Genomic DNA, 17,362 nt, shown 5'->3' with positions numbered 1-17,362 from the left:
GCCCGCTCGACGCGCACGCGCGCGATCGCTCGCCGGGCGTCCACCTCCTCCCCTGGAACAGGCCCGGGCTGCCCTTCCGCTTCCACGAGCGTCCGGAACCCCACCATGCCCGGGCGCCCGGGCGGCTGCGCTGTCGCGAGTTCCCCTGTCCGGGCACATGATGCGACCCGAGGACTGGGGGAGGCCATCCAGGATGCTGCGGACTGGCTGAGCCGTATCCTGGCCACGCTTCTGGTCCCTCCCGGGTAGGAGCGCGTTTCAGAAGGTGAAGCGCCATGAGCCAGCAGGCCGCGGCACGCACGACGACGGGTCAGTGGGTGGGACGCATCGCCGGTCCAGGGGTGGCCGCGCTCATATACCTCGTGCCCTCCGGGCTGCATGAGATTCCCGACATGGGCCACCGTCCCGCCGCGGCCGCCGCCGTGGCCGCCTGGATGGCGCTCTGGTGGTTCACCGAGGCCGTCCCCATGGCGTGGACAGCCCTGCTGCCGGTGGTGCTCTTCCCGGCGCTGGGCGTGTTCGGCACCGACAGCGTGGTGGCCGCGGTGGGCCGCTCCGCACTGCCCTTCGTGGACCCGTACATCTTCCTCTTCATGGGAGGCATGGCCCTGGGGGCCGGGCTGGAGCAGTGGGGCCTGCATCGGCGCATCGCCCTGCTCATCATGCGCGCCATTGGCACCGAGCCTCGGCGGTTGATGTTCGGCATGCTGGCGGCCACCGCCGCCGTGTCGCTCTGGATTTCCAACACCGCCACCGCGGTGATGATGGTGCCCATTGGCATGGCGCTGCTGGCCCAGCTCCAAGCCGCCGAGGGCCGGACTCTGGAGCACTTCGGCGCGGCGCTGATGCTGGCGGTGGCCTACGGCTCCAACATTGGCGGCATCGGCACCAAAATAGGCAGTCCCACCAACTCGGTCTTCGCGGGTGTGGTGTCGCGGCGGCTGGGGAGCGAGGTGGGCTTCCTGGAGTACATGGCCGCCGCGCTCCCCTTCGTTCTCCTGTTCCTCCCACTGGTGTGGGCGGTGCTGTGGCGCTGGGGGCGACGGGACAGGCCGGGCCCCGGCCAGGGCGGGGACGTCATCGCCCGCGAGCTGGCGGGGCTCGGTCCCCTGTCCGGCGGCGAGCGCACCGTGGGCGCGGTGTTCCTCGTCGCGGCGGTGCTGTGGATTCTCGGAGACCCGCTGCGAGGCCTGCTGGCCCCGCTCGTGGCGAGCGCCTTGGGCGGCTTCAAGCTGGCCGGCAAGCACTACGAGGCGGCGGTGGCGATGCTGGGGGCGCTGACGCTACTGGCCTTGGGCCGGCTGTCGCTATCGGCCCTGCGCCGGGTGCCCTGGAGCACGTTGCTGCTGCTGGGCGGAGGTTTCGCGCTGGCGGCCGGCATCGAGGCCAGCGGCCTGGCCGCCTGGCTCACCTCGCGCCTGTCCGGACTGGAGTCGCTGCCAGGGGTCGTGCAGTACGGCATGGTGGGAGGGGCCACCATCCTGCTGTCAGCCATCGCCTCCAACACCGCCACGGTGAACGTCATGCTCAACGTGCTGCCGTCCTCACGGCCGCTGCTGGCGGTGAGCACCTTCGCGGCCTCGTGCGACTTCGCCCTGCCCGCGGGCACGCCGCCCAACGCCATCGTCTTCGGCAGTGGGTGCGTGCGTCTACCGGTGATGATGAGGGTAGGCCTGCTGCTGGACGTCCTGGCCGCCGCGGTGCTCACCCTGTACGGCCATGTCTGGGTCCGGTGGGTGCTTCCTTGAGCCGCTCCCATCCCCTCCTCGAGGTCTAGGCGAGCCGTTCTGACTTGGGATCTGCATATCGCAGCATGGGGCGTCTTGTGGCTGAAGCAGAGCAGTCATTTCTCAAGGCATGAACTCACGAATACTTCTCACATTTGTATGTCTTCTGGGAGCTTGTCGTCATGGTGGGTCCGCAAGTTCGGCGGAGCCCCAGAGAATCCATTGCCGGTCACGGGAGCAGATTGCCGAGGCTGCGCGAGGTATGAGAGTGATTACAGACAAGAAGATTCTTAGGAAGCTGATCGATCCCGGGTTGAGGAGCCTGTACAACGGCGCCGTCTCCGAAGTGGCTCGGCTCCAGTCGAGGTCTGCACGGATTGAGGAGCCCCAAACATGCATTCCAGAGAGCGTTGCACTCCTCATCACGTTCGCAGGCCCTATCGAGGACTTGGTGGAGGTCGGCCTGGAATCTGCAGACGCTGTCCTCATTGCCGATGGAAGCTTCGTCGGGGAGGGGCTAATTGATCCCATGCGCATGGGTGAGCTAGCGGCCATCCCGCATGTGCGCACCATCCGGTTTCAACCCGAAATAGCATTTGAAGGTGGGTGGGTTCAGCCCGCCACTCCGAATCTCCTTCCGGCTCGCATTCCGCATATCGAGTCCTTTGAAACCTTCCCGGCCTCCACGCACGCCACGTTATGCTTCTGGGAATGGTCCTGAAGCGACACGCGTGGAGGTGGGGCTCCGTGGCCGGGGTGTTGGGCCTGGTGCTGTGGTTCTTCGCCGCGCGGGCCGCGCGGGCCTGTGGCGGGAGCCCAGGTGCTCGCCTCGACGGCGGTCGCGGAGGAGTCGCTCTCGGAGCTGCCCTTTCGCGGGGACTCCACCGGGCCGGACCCTGAGCGGTCCGCGCTCGCGTGTTACGCGTCGGGCCAGTTGGCCAGGCTCGTGCACCGTGGCCGCGCTGCGGCTTCGGTGCGCGGAGGCTTCGACGGCCTCTGGAACCGAAGCAGGAGCGCACGCCGCGATCTGGCATGCAGGGCGGCCGGCTTAGCGTACGAGGCGGGCACCACCCTGGAGTCGTGGGCGGCCAGTGGCGTCTACGTGAACCAGATGGACGGCGACCCCAACAGCCGCAATAGCAACTGCGGCTTCGCCTCGGCGCACATGGCGCTCGGCGCTCTGGGCCTGCCCATCCCCACGCCGACGGGCACCGAGGGCACGGGCATCTACAAGGAGGTGATGGAGCTGCGCCTGTTGGGCGGCGGCGGCACCTCGGACGACAACTTCGGCCTGGCCAACCAGGTCATCGACGCGCTCAACGCGGCGGGCGCCAGCGCGGCCCGGGTGGAGAACACCTGGGGCGCGGACAAGGCCGCGGGCGTGGAAATCATGAAGCAGGCCTTCCTGGACCGCTCCAGCGACGAGGCCTTCGTCGTGGCCGGCAACCCCTCGCTCGGCTGGGACGACAAGACGAACTACAACGACGCGCACTTCGTCGCGGTGGTCGGCTACAACCCGGAGAAGGACGTGTTCATCGTCATGGATCCGTACGTGAACTTCGATCCGCCCGGGCCCATCGAGGTCAAGCCGGAGGACCTCGCCAACTACATGAAGGACGGCAACGCCAATGCGAGCGAGATCATCCAGGTGAAGCGCCCCGAGTAGCTCGTCACCAGCGCGCACAGGCCTGTCACAGCATCCGCCAACGCGCTATCCGCAGGGCTCACAAAGTCGTACGCGTGGTAGCCCTGAACCCCGGAGCGCGACTGCGAAAACTGGACCCCCATGTCGCGCTGACCATTGGGTCACCGCGGAGAAGAACCGAAACTGAGCGAGGCACCTGACCGAAGAACCTGCCCTCTCCCAGCGATGGGAACGGCACGAGTGCGACAGTGGGAGGGGTTATAAGGAGGGCTTTCCCGCTTGCCCGGAAACCCCATGACGCGTGCAGCCTCCGCCCCCTCCCTCCGTTACGCCGAGTCCCCCTCCTGGCACAAAGTCTACCGGGACCTGTCGCGGCCCCACGGCTTCGAACCGATGCGCGTTCGAGGAGTCCGGACGGATTGTGGTGGATTACGTGCGCTATCCGGACTTCGGCATCAACCAGTGGCTGGGCAAGCTGATCCTCGGCCAGGCCAGCACGGACGTCCAGGGCTGGCTGCACCGGGCAACGTTGGACGTGAATGCTGGCACGTTCCACTCCAAGCAGGTCTCGGACCGGCGCTGCGAGTTTCCCAGTGTCACGCCGCTGCGGGCCGGCGCGCGCCATCGCTACACGTACTTGTTGGCGCACTCGGGTCCCGACGCCTGGCGAGGACCCCAGGACGTGCTGGTGAAGATGGACATGGAGACGGGCGCGGAGACGGTGGTGCCGCTGGGCGCCGGGCACTATCCCTCCGAGCCCACATGGCACCTGGGTGAAAGCGCGTTGAGGAGTCCTCTGACACCGTCTCTCGCTCCATAAGCGAGGCCACCAGGGCCCCCTCCTCCCTGAGTCGTTGATGCTGGCCGCGGGAGCCCTACCCCGGGAGCTCTCCCCAACGTTGGCGGGCCAACTCGAGGGTGCGGGCGTTCTCGGGCACCTGACGCAGGAAGCGCTCGCGCAGGGAGGGATCGGGGATGTCGCTGGCCCGGGTGCGCGCGCAGTGAAGGGCCTCGCGCAGGGCGGCCTCTCCTGCATTCACGTCTCCTTGCGCGAAGCAGGCTTCCACCAGCGCCAGACGCATGGCGACCGCGTACACGCCCGAGTTGCCCATCTGCTCCAACTCCTGCACGCCACGCGCGGCCTCCTGCCGGGCCTCCTCGACGCGTCCCTGGGCGAGTAGCGTGGCACTGAGGTACGCGCGGGCGTGGATCAACTCGGTCTGAGACGTGGCCAGCAGCTCACAGGCCTGACGTGCATGCAGCTCGGCTTCGCGCGGCGCTCCCCACTCCGTCATCACCTTGGCCAGAACGGCATGCATCATGCCTTGCCTGAAGAAATGGCCGTTCTCCGCGCCCGCCAGCCCCTCGCGAGCCTGTGTCTGGGCCTCCTGCCGGTGTTGTGGCTCGGGACTATCGGCCAGCACCTGGCACAGGAAATTCTGGGTCGCATCATTCGGGAGGGGCGCGCCCCCTTGCTGAGGAGCAAGCACCTCCCGTATCCGTTCCACACCCCCGGGGACATCCCCCAACGCCGCCAGGGCCATCCCTGAAAGGGTTTGCACCGTGAGTGCATCCCGCTCCATGCCCAGCTCGCGGAAGTCCCGCATCCCCTGCTCGGCCTGCACAAGGGCCAGCCAGGGCCTGGCCTCGAAGTGATGGTGGAAGAAGGCCTGGATGTATCGGGCCCAGCCCGGCCCCATGCCACCCGCGACCAACTCCCACAGCCGGTCGAGCACGGCCCGCACCTCCCAGCGAGAGCCGGACAGCACGTGCGCGAGGCCCAGGCAGGCAACGGCCCAATCGTAGGCAGAGATCGCCTCGGGCTCTGGAGTGGCACTCAGCAGGCGCTGGCTCAGCCAGGCGGAGTGCTCCCGCACGTCGCCAGAATAGAGATGGGTGACCACCAGACCTCCCATCACCCAGCACCACAGCCGGCTCCCCGCCCCCAGCTCTTCCAGCTCTGGGCCGCCGAGCACCAGGAGCTTCGAGAAGTCATACATCCAGAAGGCCACGACGGCCTGGAGCGCGCGCGCTCGGACCAGCGCTCTCCCCTGCGCGCCACAAGCCAGGGCCGAGTCCACGCAGCCCATCGCCCCCTGCAAGTCGTTGTGCCCGAGGAGCCGCTCGGCGGCCTGGAGGTAGAACTGTGCGGCCCGGGCCAGCTGCTCGCCGCGCTGATAGTGCGTGGCGAGCACCACAGGATCGGGTTCACCCATTCGCTCCAGCCAGTCGGCGGCCAGCCAGTGGCCCAGAGTCCGGTGACCGTCAGGAACGAGGCCATAGGCGGCATCCCGCACCAGCGCATGGCGGAAGCGGTACTGGGCTTCAGCGTGGAAGTGGCTGTCGGGCTGCGGCTCGATGACCTCCTGCTCCACCAACCACCGCACGTGCTCTTCCAACAGCTCGCCCGAGTTCTGCCGGACCAACAACTCCCGCACTCCGCCAACCCAGAAGGTACCGCCGAAGATGCTCGCGGCCAGCAACGTCTGGCGCACCCCCGGCTCCATCCGCATCAAGCGCGCCTGGAGCACCGCCAACACCGTCTCCGGAGGGGCCTCCCCGCGCCCCTCGGCCAGCATGCGGATGAGCTCCTCCAGGAAGAGCGCGTTGCCATCCGACTGCTCCACCGCCTTCTGGACAACGCTCTCGGGCACCTGGGACCCGAGCACCTCGCGCACCAGCCGGGCGCTGGCCTTGCGGCTGAGCCCCTTCAGCGGCAGCTCCTGCAGGCACCGTTTCCACAGGCTGGGAAAGGCGCTCTTCACCTCGGGACGCGCGAGCGCCAGCACCATGAAGGGCTGTTCGGCCAGGTCGCACAACGCCTCATCCACCAGCTTGATGGTGAGCGCATCGCTCCAGTGCAGGTCCTCCAACACCAGCAGCACCGGCTGGTGGGCACACTCGGCCCGCAGGAAGGTCACCAGCGCCCGACCCACCTGGGCGCTCATTAGTCGCGGATCACCTCGAGCCGCACGAAGTCGAGGACTGGCCTCTTCCGGAAAGGGGATGGCGCACAGCTCGCCCAGGAACTCGACGGTCTCGCGAGCCTCGGAGGCGGGCAGGTGTCGGGACACGCGCTGGGCGAGGCGGGTGCGGTGGGACGCCAGCTCCTCCCCCTCGACGATGCCACAGAACAAGCGCAAGGCCTGACCCAGCAGCCCGTGGGATGCGCCCGCGCTCATCGGGTCTCCGCGTCCCAGGATCACCTGCACCGGCTGCTCCCGGCGCTCGAGGCGGCGCAGGAACTCGTGACGCAGCCGGGACTTCCCCACCCCTGGCGGAGCCGTCACCAACAAGGCCTGGGCCGCAGGCTCCTCGATACACGAGGAGAGGGTGAACTCGAGCAGGGCCAGCTCCTGCTCTCGGCCTACGCATGGAGTGGGCTTGCCCAACAGCGGACGGGCCGTGTCGACCCTGAGCTGCTCTCCCTGCAACACGAAGGCGTCCGGGCTGGTGCGGGAGAATTGGAAACCGGCCCCGAGCAGACCGGCGGTCACCTCATCCATCAACACGATGGAGGAGGCTGTCACTTCTTCGATCTGACGCAGCAGCCGGCCTGCCTTGTCCATGGCCTCACCCACCGGAAGGTGCTCGTCGAGGACCCCGAGTCCGGTGGCCAGGACCACCGCGGCCTCGGGCCAACGCTCCTTGAGGATGAGGGCACAGCGGGCCGCCAGAGCTGCCTGGTCCGTGGCAGCGCCCCGCTCGGGAACCAGCGTCACCACCAGAGAGCCGTCCGCCAGCAACTCCACCCGTGCGCCGTAGGGCGCGAGTGCCGTCTGCATCGAATCGCGCAGCGCGTGCCCTCGCGCCCGCTCCTCTTCCGGCGCGCGGGTGGCCGGGACAGGGAAGGACACCAACAGGACGCTGACAAACTGTTGCTCGGCTTCAGCGAAGTGGGAGGGACGAACCTCCTCCGCCGAGCGAGGCAGCGGCATGTTGGAAACGGACTCGAGCGTTGAAAGGGAGTCCAGCAGACAGGTGGCATCCACCAGCCTCCGCTGTGGCACCTTGGCCAGCATGCGATCCACCAGCGCCTGAAAGCCAGGTGGCAGGCCCGCGCGCAATTCGTGGAGGGGCTTCGGCTCGGTATACAGGATCTTCGCCAGGACAGCGGTGAAGTGGGGCGCCACGAAGGGCTGTTGGCCGGTGAGGCATTCGTACAGCACGCAGCCGAGGGAGAAGATGTCGGCGCTGGGAGGAATCTCGGATTGGCCGAAGACCTGCTCCGGCGCCATGTAGCCCGGAGTGCCAAGCACCATGTTGCTCCCCGTCACCCTCAAGGTCGGCACGACATGGCGGGCCAGACCGAAATCCAGTAGCACCACGTCCTCGGGGCGGCCCCCGCGCAGGAAGAGGTTGGAGGGCTTGATGTCACGGTGGACGATGCCCTGGCGGTGAGCGGTGGAGAGGGCCTCGGCGGCGCGGCGTACCAGGGCCAGGGACTCAGAGGGCTCGAGGGGCTGATGCTTCAGGCGGCGCGCGAGGTCCTCCCCTTCGAGCCACTCCATGACCAGGAAGGGCTGACCCTCCTCGGAGGTGCCGTGGGCCACGTAGGAGACGATGCCGGGGTGGTGCAGCTCAGCGAGCAGCGTGGCCTCGCGGCTGAAGCGGTAGGAGACCTCCGGAGAGGAAACGGTATGCAGCAGCTTGAGGGCGACCGTGCGGCCGGTGTACAGGTCGGTGGTGCGGAACACGGAGCCCATGCCACCGCGGCCCGCCAGGTCCTTGATGCGGAAGCGGCCGGCGATGACGGTCCCGGAAGGAGGGGGCGGGGGCGGGACGCGAGGGGGGAAGGTAACCGTACAGTCTGCTGCCATAATGGAATCCCGCCGCACCATACCCCAGGAGCCCCTGCCCTCTTCCCGCACCGCCATGAAAACCACCCGTACGAGGCCCGCGAAGCGCAGCGCGTCCGAGACTGAGGACGTCGAGACCTTCCTCGCATCGCTGGAGCACCCGTTCAAGCAAGAGATTCTCGCCCTCAGGCAGCTCATCCTCGGTGCCGATCCGAGCATCGCTGAAGGCATCAAGTGGAACGCGCCGAGCTTCCGAACCTCGGAGTACTTCGCAACCTTTCAGCTCCGAGCGAAGGACGGCGTGCAGCTCATCCTGCACCTGGGTGCGAAGAAGCGGGACACCGCCGTCTCGGGCATCGCCATCGCCGACCCAGAATCCCTGCTCGACTGGCTTGCCAAGGACCGGGCTTCCGTGAAGTTTCGCGATTTGAAAGACATTGAGGCAAAACGCTCAGCCTTCGCGGAGCTCATCCGCCAGTGGCTCAAGCACGTCTAGCTGCCGAGGCACCAAGCGACCTGAGCCGAAACCTGCCTCTTTGACGCCGTTCTCCACACAGGCTCACACCCACTCGGGAACCCGCACGCACTCCGAGTAGCACTTCGGGGCATCCTGGGGTGCTTTTCGCGAAAAAGTGCAGGATGATTGTGGGTCTACTCACTCTCCTCACCACACGGAGCGTTCATGAGAAAACCACTCGCCCTGCTCTCCCTGCTCGCACTGACGGCCACGGCATGTCCCGGGACCGTCGAGCCGCCGGACCCCGGCACTCAGGACCCCTACGCGCTGGATCCCGTTCCTCGGGGGCAGGGGTTCCAACTCGTCACCCGGGAGACCGAGGTGCCCCAGGGCGTCGAGCAGCAGGACTGCTACTTCTTCAAGGCGGGTGACATCGCAGCGGCCAACGGTCTGCCGAACCAGCCCATCAACCTTCACCGCATCCAGATCTCCCAGCGTGAAGGCTCGCACCACATGAACATCTACCGGGTGCGAACCATCGTGGAGTTGGACCCGGCCAATGGCGAGTTCCAGCCAGCCTCCAACGGCTCCGGTCCCTGCTTCAACAGCGCCAACTGGGCTGACTGGCCCTTGCTGGCCAATACCCAGCAGGATGGGACCATCGACTGGACATATCCGGAGGGGGTGGCCAACGTCATCCAACCGGATGAATGGCTGATGTTGCAGTCGCACTTCGTCAACGCCTCCACCCAGAAGACACCGCAGAACTACGGCAAGGTGTGGGTGAACTTCTGGGTCATCCCCGCCGAGCAGGTGAAGTACGAGCTGGGGACCATCTTCGCCACCAAGCAGTCCATCCGGGTCTGCACGAAGAACCCCACGCCGATCTTCGACGGCAGCTGCCATATCAACAGCAAGACCCCCGTGCAGGTCATCGGGGCCAATGGCCACTTCCACAGCCGGGGTAAGGAGTTCCGGATCTACTCCTGGGATGGCACGAGCATCATGCGGCCGCCAGAGAGCCAGCGCTTCTACACCTCGGAGACGTGGGATGATCCGCCCATGACGCGCTCGCCCGAGCTGGACCTCACGCTGCCTCCTGGCAGTGGCATCTGGTACACGTGCACCTACGAGTGGACGCCTCCGCCCGTGGGCTGCCAAGCCCTCGACGAGTTCGATCGCACGAAGTACTCGACTCCCGAAAGACTGCTCGACTGCTGCTACACCTTCGGACCCCAGGTGGATCAGAACGAGCACTGCAATGCCTTCATCTATTATTACCCGAAGCAGGACGACGTGAACTGCTTCTGACAAGGCTGTCATGCAAGTGCATCCCATGAGATACGTTCCCGTCGTGCTGCTGTCGCTCTGTCTGGCCATGGGCTGTGGCTCGGAGGGCGACAACCCCACCCAGGACTCGGGCATCCTCGAGGACTCGGGTACGGGTCAGGAGGACTCGGGCACGACGACTCCGGATTCGGGCACGACGACCCCAGACTCGGGCACGACGACTCCGGATTCGGGCACGACGACCCCAGACTCGGGCACGACGACTCCTGACTCCGGCACAACGACTCCGGATGCGGGTACGACAACACCAGACTCGGGTACGACGACCCCGGATGCGGGCACAACGACTCCGGACGCGGGTACGACGACTCCGGACGCGGGCACAATCCCCACGTCGTGCGGCATCCCCTTCCTCGGAGATCCCAACGGAACGCCCGACTTTACAATCACGGCACTCGGGCCCAACTGGATGACGTCGCCGGCGGTACCGCTTACTCAGGGGAGCATCGTCTCGCTCATCGAACCGCCCCAAGGCGGGCGCGTGTCATTCATCGGGGTGCGCGATGTGATCAACATGGATCCCTGTGGTGTGTTCCTGTTGGGCTCGCTGAAGGATCCCATCTCCAACAAGCGCATGGTCGACTCGCGAACCATCAACCTGGAGCGGAGCCCGGACGGAAAGGGGTCGAGCGCCGACGAGGATTACTTCACGTTCTCCAACGTGCCGCTGTGTCCCAACAACTGGTCCAGCATGAACCTCTTCGACCAGGAGTACGAGCTCACCGTCATCCTCCAGGACAAACGGGGCAAGGGCCTCCAGAAGATCCTCACCATCCGCCCCGCCTGCAATGTGCCAGGGGAGGAGAGGGAATGCCTGTGTATATGCAAGCAGGGCTACAGGTTGGGTGAGCCCTGCCCCTAGCGCGGTGACGAGTGGCCCACCGCGCCTCAGGGCTCTCACCTGAGGCGCGGCCTTTCCTCCGCCCGTCGCCGACCCCGGAGCATCAGGGTCAACAGGAGCAGAGGGGCCAGCCCCGCGCTCCCGGCCGAGGCACCACACCCGTCCGACTTCGGAGGGGCTTCCTCATCAGGCGGAGTCCCAGCGTCCGGCTGCGATGGCGAGAGCGGTGCACCGAGCTGCGCGGCGAGCTGCGGCCAGAGCGACGTGCACTTCTCTCTCACGGGAGTGCCCGCCGGGCACTCGTGGACGCCCTGGACTTCACGAAGGCTGAAGAGCGGCTCCCAGGAGGTGCCCTCGTCAGCGCTGCGCGCCAGGGCCCACTCGTGTAGCCAGGTAGAGCCGCAGGCATAGAGGACCTCGCCCACGCGCGTCACGCACGCATTGCCCGTGGGCAAGGGCAGCTTTTGGAAGGACTCACCCTCACGCCCCCGGTAGAAGTGATTGTAGGTCGCCACCCAGGCGGTCCGGCCATCGGCCGAGACGTCCATGTTGACGAGCGGGTCATCCCCCTCCAGCACGGGCGTGAGCGTGCGTCCGCCATCGTCACTGCGCAGCACGGTGTAGAGGATGCTGCCCACCGTACTCCGTGAGGACACTCGCACCCACAGCACGTCCGGATTGGCCGGGCTCACCGACAGCAGCTTCAAGTCATACGCGTCCTGGAGCGACCCGGTGAAGGCTTGAGGCAGGTCCTCCCACGTCTCGCCCTCATCGTCGCTGCGGAAGAGGTACATCTCATAGCCCTTCCAGCCGCTGAGATAGAGGCGCTTCGGCGCGGAAGGCGCCACGCGCACCGCGGAGAAGACAGCTTCTCGACTGAGCGGAGTGGGCTTCCACGTCTCCCCGCCATCCTCCGAGCGGTACAGGAGATTGGTCACCGCGGGCCTTCCCGTTGCCACATAGAGAAGGGCGTCGTTCGTGGGGTGCTCGGCGAGACTCGTAACCCAGGCGTCCTGGAACGCCGAGGACGGCTCCCAGGAGCACCCCCCATCACGTGAGCGCAACAGGGCTTTACCCGTGGCCGTGAGGATGTCTCCACCCGAGAGCCATGCGTAGCTCTCGGGTTGCCAACTGCCGTACCCCATGGCCTCCGCGCACACCCAGCGCCAGGACTCGCCGCTGTCGCGGGAGATGAGCGCGCCCCGGGTGAAGCTCATCAACTGATCTTCCGGATGTCCCCGGCGCGAGGTGTAGCTCTGGGTTTCCATCAAGCCACCGTGAGCATGCACGGTGGCCGCGGACAGCACACCCAGGCAGGTGAGGAGTCTCCAGGAGGCCATGACGGGGATGAGCCTACTCAAGGACAGCGCCCTGCTGAATCCACCGCTCCAGCAGGTCGATCTCCGCCTGGGGAAGAGGCGTGCTGCGCTGGGGCATGCGCTCACCACAGGCGTTCGGAGCGCACGGCAGGCCCGTGAAGTCACCCGTCACCTTTCGTAGCAGGAAGCTTCCCGAGGGGTTTCCTGGCTCCACCAGCCGCAACGAGGGCTCTCGAACGCTCTTCGCCTTCAACCGCTCCAGCAGCGCGGCGGCATCCCCCGAGCCGACAGTAAGTTGCACATAGCCCGCGGGCTGGGCGGTGCCGTGACACCCCGAACCGAAGCCGCACGAGCCCTGGAAAAGAGGAACCACGTCACGGCTGAAGGTGGGGCGCGCCTCCGGTTCCGGGTCCGGTTCCGGGTCTGGCTCCCCTCCTCCGCCACACCCCCACATCAGCGTCAATCCACCCAGCACGAACACCCAGCGCCGCAGTCGCTTCTTCCCGGGCACGCGTGAGGTCACCGCCTCTCGTTCCATGTCGTCGAGCCGCATGCGCCCCAACCTATCAGTCCCGCCGCCTTGAGTGGCTTCCAGATGGCACTCTCATTGGATGAGGCGTGCGGAGACGGACGAGCATGATAGGTACCACCTCTGGAGGTGTTCCGATATGTCGCTCCAGAAGGTCAATCTCGCCGAGAAGTTCGCTCTCTTTTCTGATCACTGGAACCCGCGCGTCGTTGGAGAGTTGAACGGCCAGCAGGTGAAGCTGGTGAAGCTCAAGGGCCCGTTTGACTGGCACCACCACGACCATGAGGACGAGTTGTTCCTCGTGGTGCGGGGCAGCTTCCGAATGGAGCTCCGCGACGGGGTGGTTGACCTCCGGGAAGGCGAGTTCATCGTGGTACCGCGTGGAGTGGAGCACAGGCCCGTGGCCGAGGAGGAGGTGCAGGTGCTGCTCTTCGAGCCAGCCTCCACCCTCAACACGGGCAATGTGAGAACGGAGCGCACCAGGGACGCCCTGGAGCGACTCTGAACCGGCGAAAAGCACTCAGGAGATCGCCATGAGCCATCAGAACATTCTCGTACTGGGCGCGAGCGGCACGATCGGACGAAGGGTCGCCGCTCGACTTCGTGCGCAAGGTCACTCGGTCAGGGCGGCTTCACGCAGCGGTGACGTGCGATTCGACTGGGCTGCTCCCGATTCATGGAAGGGCGCCGTGGGCAATGCATCACGGATGTACCTCATGGCTCCCGATGGGGTCCCCATCGAGCCCTCCTTCGTCGAGCTCGCTGTGTCCAGCGGTGTCCGCCGCATCGTGCTCCTGTCGAGCAAGGCCATCGAGGTCATGAAGGACGAACGCCTCCTGGCGGCGGAGCGAATCGTTCGCGCTTCGGGCGCGGACTGGACGATCGTGCGCCCGGACTGGTTCAACCAGAACTTCAACGAGGGCTTCTTCCGTGAGGAGATTCTCGCCGGCGAGGTCAGGCTTCCCGTGGGCGCGCTACGCCAGACGTTCAACGACGCGGAGGACATCGCCGCCGTCATCGCGGTGGCGCTGACGGAGAACGGCCATGCCGGGCACACCTATGAGCTGAGTGGACCTCGAGCGCTGAGCTTCGACGAAGCCGTCGACATCATCGGGCGAGCGTCGGGCCGGAGGATCCGATTCGTCGGGACCACCGACGCGTACATCGCCGCCATGGTCGAGCGAGGCCTGCCCGAGAAGGATGCGAAGGCCGCGGCCGACGCCTTTGCCGCCCTCTGTACACTGGGCGACGCGGAGCCGAACGACATCGTACGACGGGTGACCGGGCGCGAGCCGAAGCCGTTTGAAACCTACGCAGCCGAAGCGGCAGCGACAGGTGCCTGGAAGAACTGACGCATCCCACGAAGCTTCGCGGCTGATAGGTTCGGGCGCGTGAAAACTTTTCCTTCAGCTCTGCCCGAACCCGACATCACTCCGCTGCGTGGAGGGCCCGTGCTGCGATGGGGAGTCCTCGCACCCGGACGGATCGCGGGAGAGTTCGTCCAGACACTCCACCGCAACACCGACCAGCGCGTGCACGCCGTGGCTTCTCGAGATCCCGAGCGTGCACAGAGCTTCGCGGCGGCATACGCCATTCCGCGCGCCTACGGCTCCTACACGCAGCTCGTCGAGGATCCCAGCATCGACATCGTCTATGTGGCGTCGCCGCACAGTGAGCACAAGCGGCAGGCCCTTCTCGCCATCGCCGCGGGCAAGCACGTGCTCGTGGAGAAACCCATGGCGCTCAACGCCGCCGAGGCGCGTGAGATCGCCGACGCTGCGCGCGCGGCAGGGGTGTTCGCCATGGAAGCGATGTGGACCCGCTTCCTCCCGCAGACGGCGCTCATCAACCGGCTGCTGCGGGACGGCGTGCTCGGAGACGTCCGTCTCGTCACCGCGGACTTTGGGGTGCGTTTCGACTTCAACCCCGAAGGGCGCATCTTCAACCCCGCGCTCGGAGGCGGTGCCCTGCTCGACCTCGCGGTCTACCCCATCTGGTTCGCGCACTTCGTGCTCGGCACGCCCGCGCGGGTGCTCGCGACGGGCGAGCTCGCCAAGACGGGCGTGGACGGACAGACCGCCCTCGTGCTGACCTCGGCCACGGGCGCGCAGGCGCTCGTGCATACGACGCTCTTCGCCCACACGCCCAACGAGGCGGCCATCAGCGGCGCGCTCGCTCGCATCCAGGTGGAAACCCGGTTCATCGCCCCCGGCAGCTTCACGCTGGTTTCCCACACGTCGGATGCGCGGCTGCGCTGGACCGATCCCTCCCCGTTGCGCGGAGGCGAAGGCCTTGCCTACCAGGCGTCAGCGGTCGCCCAGCACATCTCGGACGGCCTCACCGAGTCGCCGCTGCATCCGCTCGAGCGCACCATCGCCGTGCTCGAGACGATCGACACGGCGCGACGGCAGGTCAGCAACGCGCCGTGAGCCCCCGGCGGGGAATCAGGAGTCCGCCATCTTCAGGCCTTCGATGGTGTGCGCCTGTTCGATCTCCTCCAGGTCGTCGACCACGCGATAGATCAGGTGCTGGAGCACCTGCTCCGGCAACATCTCGAAGTACCGCCGGCTGATCTGCAGGTCGTGCCGCTCCGCGTTGCGGGCATCCGGCGCGTCAACACCGAGGACGAGGGTCGGCCGGGACTTGTCCGAGTGATTGGCCGTCCCCCGGTGGATGGTGAGCGCGGAGCGCGCCGAGATGTCACCCATCTTCGGCATCCGGCGCTGTGCGCGCTCGAGGTACCGGGGAGAGAACGACTTGGGCGGGAACATCCCGTTCTCGAACTCGGGCGAGTCGTCCCACTGCGTACCGGGCGCGATCTCGAAGGGACCCATGTCCTCGGTGACATCCACAGTCGTGAGGTTGAACGCCAGGGAGTTCAGGCGCCGGCCCTTCACCGTCTCCACGGGAGAGGGGAAGTCGCGGTGCCAGGGCTGGTTCTGGGCGCCAGGGAACGGAATGTCGAAGCCAAGCTCCACGATCTTGTAGTCGGGGCCAAGCACCGCCTCGCACACCGCCACCACCCATGGGTGCGTGACGAGGTCGACAAAGCCCCGGAGCCGCTCCGGATGGATCTCCACGTAGTAGCGATTGGGGCCTCGTCCAAGCGCACCGCTTGGCCGCTTGATGGCCTCCTGGAACAGGGTCTCGATGTCCTCGCCCACCCGCTGTACCCAACCGCGCTCAAAGGCACCCTTCAGGGCGATGATGCCATCCCCATAGATGCCGCCCATGATGGACGCGGTGTCGTACCTCGACTGAGGGGCCGCCTGAGAGGGTGTGCGAATGGTGCTCTCCGAAGAAGTCCTCGCCATCCCCATCGACGCCTGAAGATCCTGTCCGTTGTGGCTCATGCGCATTACAACCACGCACGGCGACCCACCCTTCGGAGTCCGCCCGCTCACCAGAAGAGCCCGCGGCGGCCAGCCACGCGGCCTGCCTGACGAGCGACCGTCTCCGCCCCGCGTGGAGTCAGGCCGCTCTGCGGCTGCCCAGCACCGCTACGCCCAGGCCCAGCGCGGCGATGAGGGTGAACGAGCCGCGCAGGCTCGCCACGCCCGCCACCAGGCCAATGAGCGGAGGGCCGATCAGGAAGCCTAGGAAGCCGATGGAGGACACCGCCGCCAGGGCCACGCCCGGGGACATCGTGCGCGACCTGCCCGCCGCCCCATACACGAGCGGCACCACGCTCGACACGCCCAGGCCCACCAGCATGAAGCCCACGATTGCCGTGGACAGACGCGGCAGCATCACCGCCAGCATGAGCCCCAGCGTGATGAGCAGGCCGCTCACCTGGAACACCCGCCGCAAGCCAAACCGGCGCGTGAGCCCGTCCGCCAGGAAGCGCCCGGACGCCATCATCGCCATGAACGCCGCGTAGCCCGAGCCCACCCAGTCCGTCTCCGCGCCCACCACCCGCTGGAAGTACACCCCGCTCCAGTCGAACATGGCGCCCTCGCAAATCATGCTGCAGAAGGCCATGAGGCCCAGGCCCAACAGCTCCCGGTCCGGCATCACGAACACCCGCTTGCCCCCAGTGGGCTCGCCAGGCGAGTCCGAGAGCAGGAAGCGCGAGCACGCGGCGAGCACCGCCAGCATGAACAGCCCCATCCCCAGGAAGTGGGGCAGCGGTGGCACGCCCGCGCCGATCATCCCCGCGCCCACTCCCGCGGCGACGAAGCCCGCGAGGCTCCACAGCCCATGGAAGGACGCCATCACCGAGCGCCCGTAGAGCGCCTCGACGCCCACCGCCTGCGTGTTCACGGAGATGTTCACCACGTTGCCCGTGAAGCCGAACACGAACAGCACCGTGAGCAGCGCCGGGAGCGACCCCGCCAGGCCCAGCCCCACGAGCGCCATCCCATAGAAGACCAGCGCCGTGAGCGCCACCAGCGCGCTGCCCTTGCGGGCCACCCACAAGCCCGAGAACGGCAGGGCAATCATCGACCCCGCGGGCAGCGCCAGCAGCACGAGTCCCAGCGTTGCCTCGCTGAGGCCCAAGCGCTGCTGGATGGTCGGGATGCGCGAGGCCCAGCTCGCGAAACACACACCCTGGAGGAAGAACAACGCGCCAGCGGCCATACGGTGGACGTGGCGCGGGTAACCTGTTTCCGTACCCTGGAGAATCATCTCTGCCCCTGGCGTGACACGATGCGCGCGCGAATGCAATCACCACGCGCCGTCAGCCCCCGTCAT

General features: G+C 66.9%; 15 protein-coding genes. 10 read left to right on the top strand and 5 right to left on the bottom strand.

Features of this window, described 5'->3' with window-relative positions; genetic code table 11:
• Positions 1–275: 275 nt before the first annotated feature.
• The 4 genes from F0U60_RS10105 to F0U60_RS10090 all read left to right on the top strand — a co-directional run bounded on the left by F0U60_RS10105 (position 276) and on the right by F0U60_RS10090 (position 4,192).
• Positions 276–1,748, top strand: coding sequence for an SLC13 family permease (locus F0U60_RS10105; protein WP_395817227.1), 1,473 nt, complete (start codon positions 276–278; stop codon positions 1,746–1,748).
• Between the two features lie 247 nt (positions 1,749–1,995).
• A complete protein-coding gene (locus tag F0U60_RS10100) occupies positions 1,996–2,448 on the top strand; it encodes a hypothetical protein (protein ID WP_395817225.1) in 453 nt (150 codons plus the stop codon).
• Between the two features lie 99 nt (positions 2,449–2,547).
• Positions 2,548–3,393 carry a C39 family peptidase gene (locus tag F0U60_RS10095; RefSeq protein ID WP_395817223.1) on the top strand — a complete coding sequence of 282 codons (846 nt, stop codon included), beginning with the start codon at positions 2,548–2,550 and terminating at the stop codon, positions 3,391–3,393.
• Positions 3,394–3,673: 280 nt separating this feature from the next.
• Positions 3,674–4,192 carry a carotenoid oxygenase family protein gene (locus F0U60_RS10090; RefSeq protein WP_395817220.1) on the top strand — a complete coding sequence of 173 codons (519 nt, stop codon included), beginning with the start codon at positions 3,674–3,676 and terminating at the stop codon, positions 4,190–4,192.
• 55 nt (positions 4,193–4,247) lie between these two features.
• Here the strand turns inward: F0U60_RS10090 and F0U60_RS10085 are convergent, their stop codons facing one another.
• Complete coding sequence (locus F0U60_RS10085; RefSeq protein ID WP_395817217.1) at positions 4,248–8,192, bottom strand: serine/threonine-protein kinase PknK; 3,945 nt, start codon at positions 8,190–8,192, stop codon at positions 4,248–4,250.
• 55 nt (positions 8,193–8,247) lie between these two features.
• Here F0U60_RS10085 and F0U60_RS10080 point away from each other — a divergent pair, with 55 nt between their 5' ends.
• From F0U60_RS10080 to F0U60_RS10070, 3 genes are all read left to right on the top strand, one after another.
• Positions 8,248–8,667: a DUF1801 domain-containing protein gene (locus tag F0U60_RS10080; RefSeq protein ID WP_395817214.1), complete on the top strand. Its 420-nt coding sequence runs from the start codon at positions 8,248–8,250 to the stop codon at positions 8,665–8,667.
• A gap of 186 nt (positions 8,668–8,853) precedes the next feature.
• Complete coding sequence (locus F0U60_RS10075; RefSeq protein WP_395817212.1) at positions 8,854–9,939, top strand: hypothetical protein; 1,086 nt, start codon at positions 8,854–8,856, stop codon at positions 9,937–9,939.
• A 25-nt stretch (positions 9,940–9,964) separates the two neighbouring features.
• Entirely contained in the window at positions 9,965–10,840 is an 876-nt protein-coding gene (locus tag F0U60_RS10070) for a hypothetical protein (RefSeq protein ID WP_395817209.1), read from the top strand.
• A gap of 35 nt (positions 10,841–10,875) precedes the next feature.
• Here F0U60_RS10070 and F0U60_RS10065 read toward each other — a convergent pair whose 3' ends face one another.
• The gene (locus F0U60_RS10065) at positions 10,876–12,159 is read right to left on the bottom strand and encodes a WD40/YVTN/BNR-like repeat-containing protein (RefSeq protein ID WP_395817206.1); all 1,284 of its coding nucleotides are present in this window, start codon (positions 12,157–12,159) and stop codon (positions 10,876–10,878) included.
• A 13-nt stretch (positions 12,160–12,172) separates the two neighbouring features.
• A complete protein-coding gene (locus F0U60_RS10060) occupies positions 12,173–12,691 on the bottom strand; it encodes a hypothetical protein (protein ID WP_395817203.1) in 519 nt (172 codons plus the stop codon).
• A gap of 115 nt (positions 12,692–12,806) precedes the next feature.
• Between F0U60_RS10060 and F0U60_RS10055 the strand changes: the two genes are divergently transcribed.
• The 3 genes from F0U60_RS10055 (at position 12,807) to F0U60_RS10045 (ending at position 15,096) form a co-directional block, all read left to right on the top strand.
• On the top strand, positions 12,807–13,172 hold the full coding sequence (locus F0U60_RS10055; protein ID WP_395817200.1) for a cupin domain-containing protein: 366 nt from the start codon (positions 12,807–12,809) through the stop codon (positions 13,170–13,172).
• 28 nt (positions 13,173–13,200) lie between these two features.
• Entirely contained in the window at positions 13,201–14,019 is an 819-nt protein-coding gene (locus F0U60_RS10050; RefSeq protein ID WP_395817197.1) for an NAD(P)H-binding protein, read from the top strand.
• 99 nt (positions 14,020–14,118) lie between these two features.
• Complete coding sequence (locus tag F0U60_RS10045) at positions 14,119–15,096, top strand: Gfo/Idh/MocA family protein (protein ID WP_395817194.1); 978 nt, start codon at positions 14,119–14,121, stop codon at positions 15,094–15,096.
• Positions 15,097–15,111: 15 nt separating this feature from the next.
• Here F0U60_RS10045 and F0U60_RS10040 read toward each other — a convergent pair whose 3' ends face one another.
• Both F0U60_RS10040 and F0U60_RS10035 read right to left on the bottom strand, forming a co-directional pair.
• A complete protein-coding gene (locus F0U60_RS10040) occupies positions 15,112–16,020 on the bottom strand; it encodes a phytanoyl-CoA dioxygenase family protein (protein WP_395817192.1) in 909 nt (302 codons plus the stop codon).
• 118 nt (positions 16,021–16,138) lie between these two features.
• Positions 16,139–17,296 carry an MFS transporter gene (locus F0U60_RS10035; RefSeq protein ID WP_395817189.1) on the bottom strand — a complete coding sequence of 386 codons (1,158 nt, stop codon included), beginning with the start codon at positions 17,294–17,296 and terminating at the stop codon, positions 16,139–16,141.
• Positions 17,297–17,362 lie beyond the last annotated feature (66 nt).

The organism is Archangium minus, assembly GCF_044360475.1.
Lineage (GTDB): Bacteria > Myxococcota > Myxococcia > Myxococcales > Myxococcaceae > Archangium > Archangium minus.
Note: the sequence above shows the minus strand (reverse complement) of the source record. Positions and strands in the feature narration are given on the sequence as shown.

What these genes read in the sequence shown, in the direction of transcription:
- F0U60_RS10080 (WP_395817214.1), top strand. Translation starts at nt 8,248, where the DNA reads ATGAAAACCACCCGTACGAGGCCCGCGAAGCGCAGCGCGTCCGAGACT.
- F0U60_RS10040 (WP_395817192.1), bottom strand. Translation starts at nt 16,020, where the DNA reads ATGAGCCACAACGGACAGGATCTTCAGGCGTCGATGGGGATGGCGAGG.
- F0U60_RS10050 (WP_395817197.1), top strand. Translation starts at nt 13,201, where the DNA reads ATGAGCCATCAGAACATTCTCGTACTGGGCGCGAGCGGCACGATCGGA.
- F0U60_RS10065 (WP_395817206.1), bottom strand. Translation starts at nt 12,159, where the DNA reads ATGGCCTCCTGGAGACTCCTCACCTGCCTGGGTGTGCTGTCCGCGGCC.
- F0U60_RS10055 (WP_395817200.1), top strand. Translation starts at nt 12,807, where the DNA reads ATGTCGCTCCAGAAGGTCAATCTCGCCGAGAAGTTCGCTCTCTTTTCT.
- F0U60_RS10085 (WP_395817217.1), bottom strand. Translation starts at nt 8,192, where the DNA reads ATGGCAGCAGACTGTACGGTTACCTTCCCCCCTCGCGTCCCGCCCCCG.
- F0U60_RS10070 (WP_395817209.1), top strand. Translation starts at nt 9,965, where the DNA reads ATGAGATACGTTCCCGTCGTGCTGCTGTCGCTCTGTCTGGCCATGGGC.
- F0U60_RS10105 (WP_395817227.1), top strand. Translation starts at nt 276, where the DNA reads ATGAGCCAGCAGGCCGCGGCACGCACGACGACGGGTCAGTGGGTGGGA.
- F0U60_RS10060 (WP_395817203.1), bottom strand. Translation starts at nt 12,691, where the DNA reads ATGCGGCTCGACGACATGGAACGAGAGGCGGTGACCTCACGCGTGCCC.
- F0U60_RS10035 (WP_395817189.1), bottom strand. Translation starts at nt 17,296, where the DNA reads ATGATTCTCCAGGGTACGGAAACAGGTTACCCGCGCCACGTCCACCGT.
- F0U60_RS10075 (WP_395817212.1), top strand. Translation starts at nt 8,854, where the DNA reads ATGAGAAAACCACTCGCCCTGCTCTCCCTGCTCGCACTGACGGCCACG.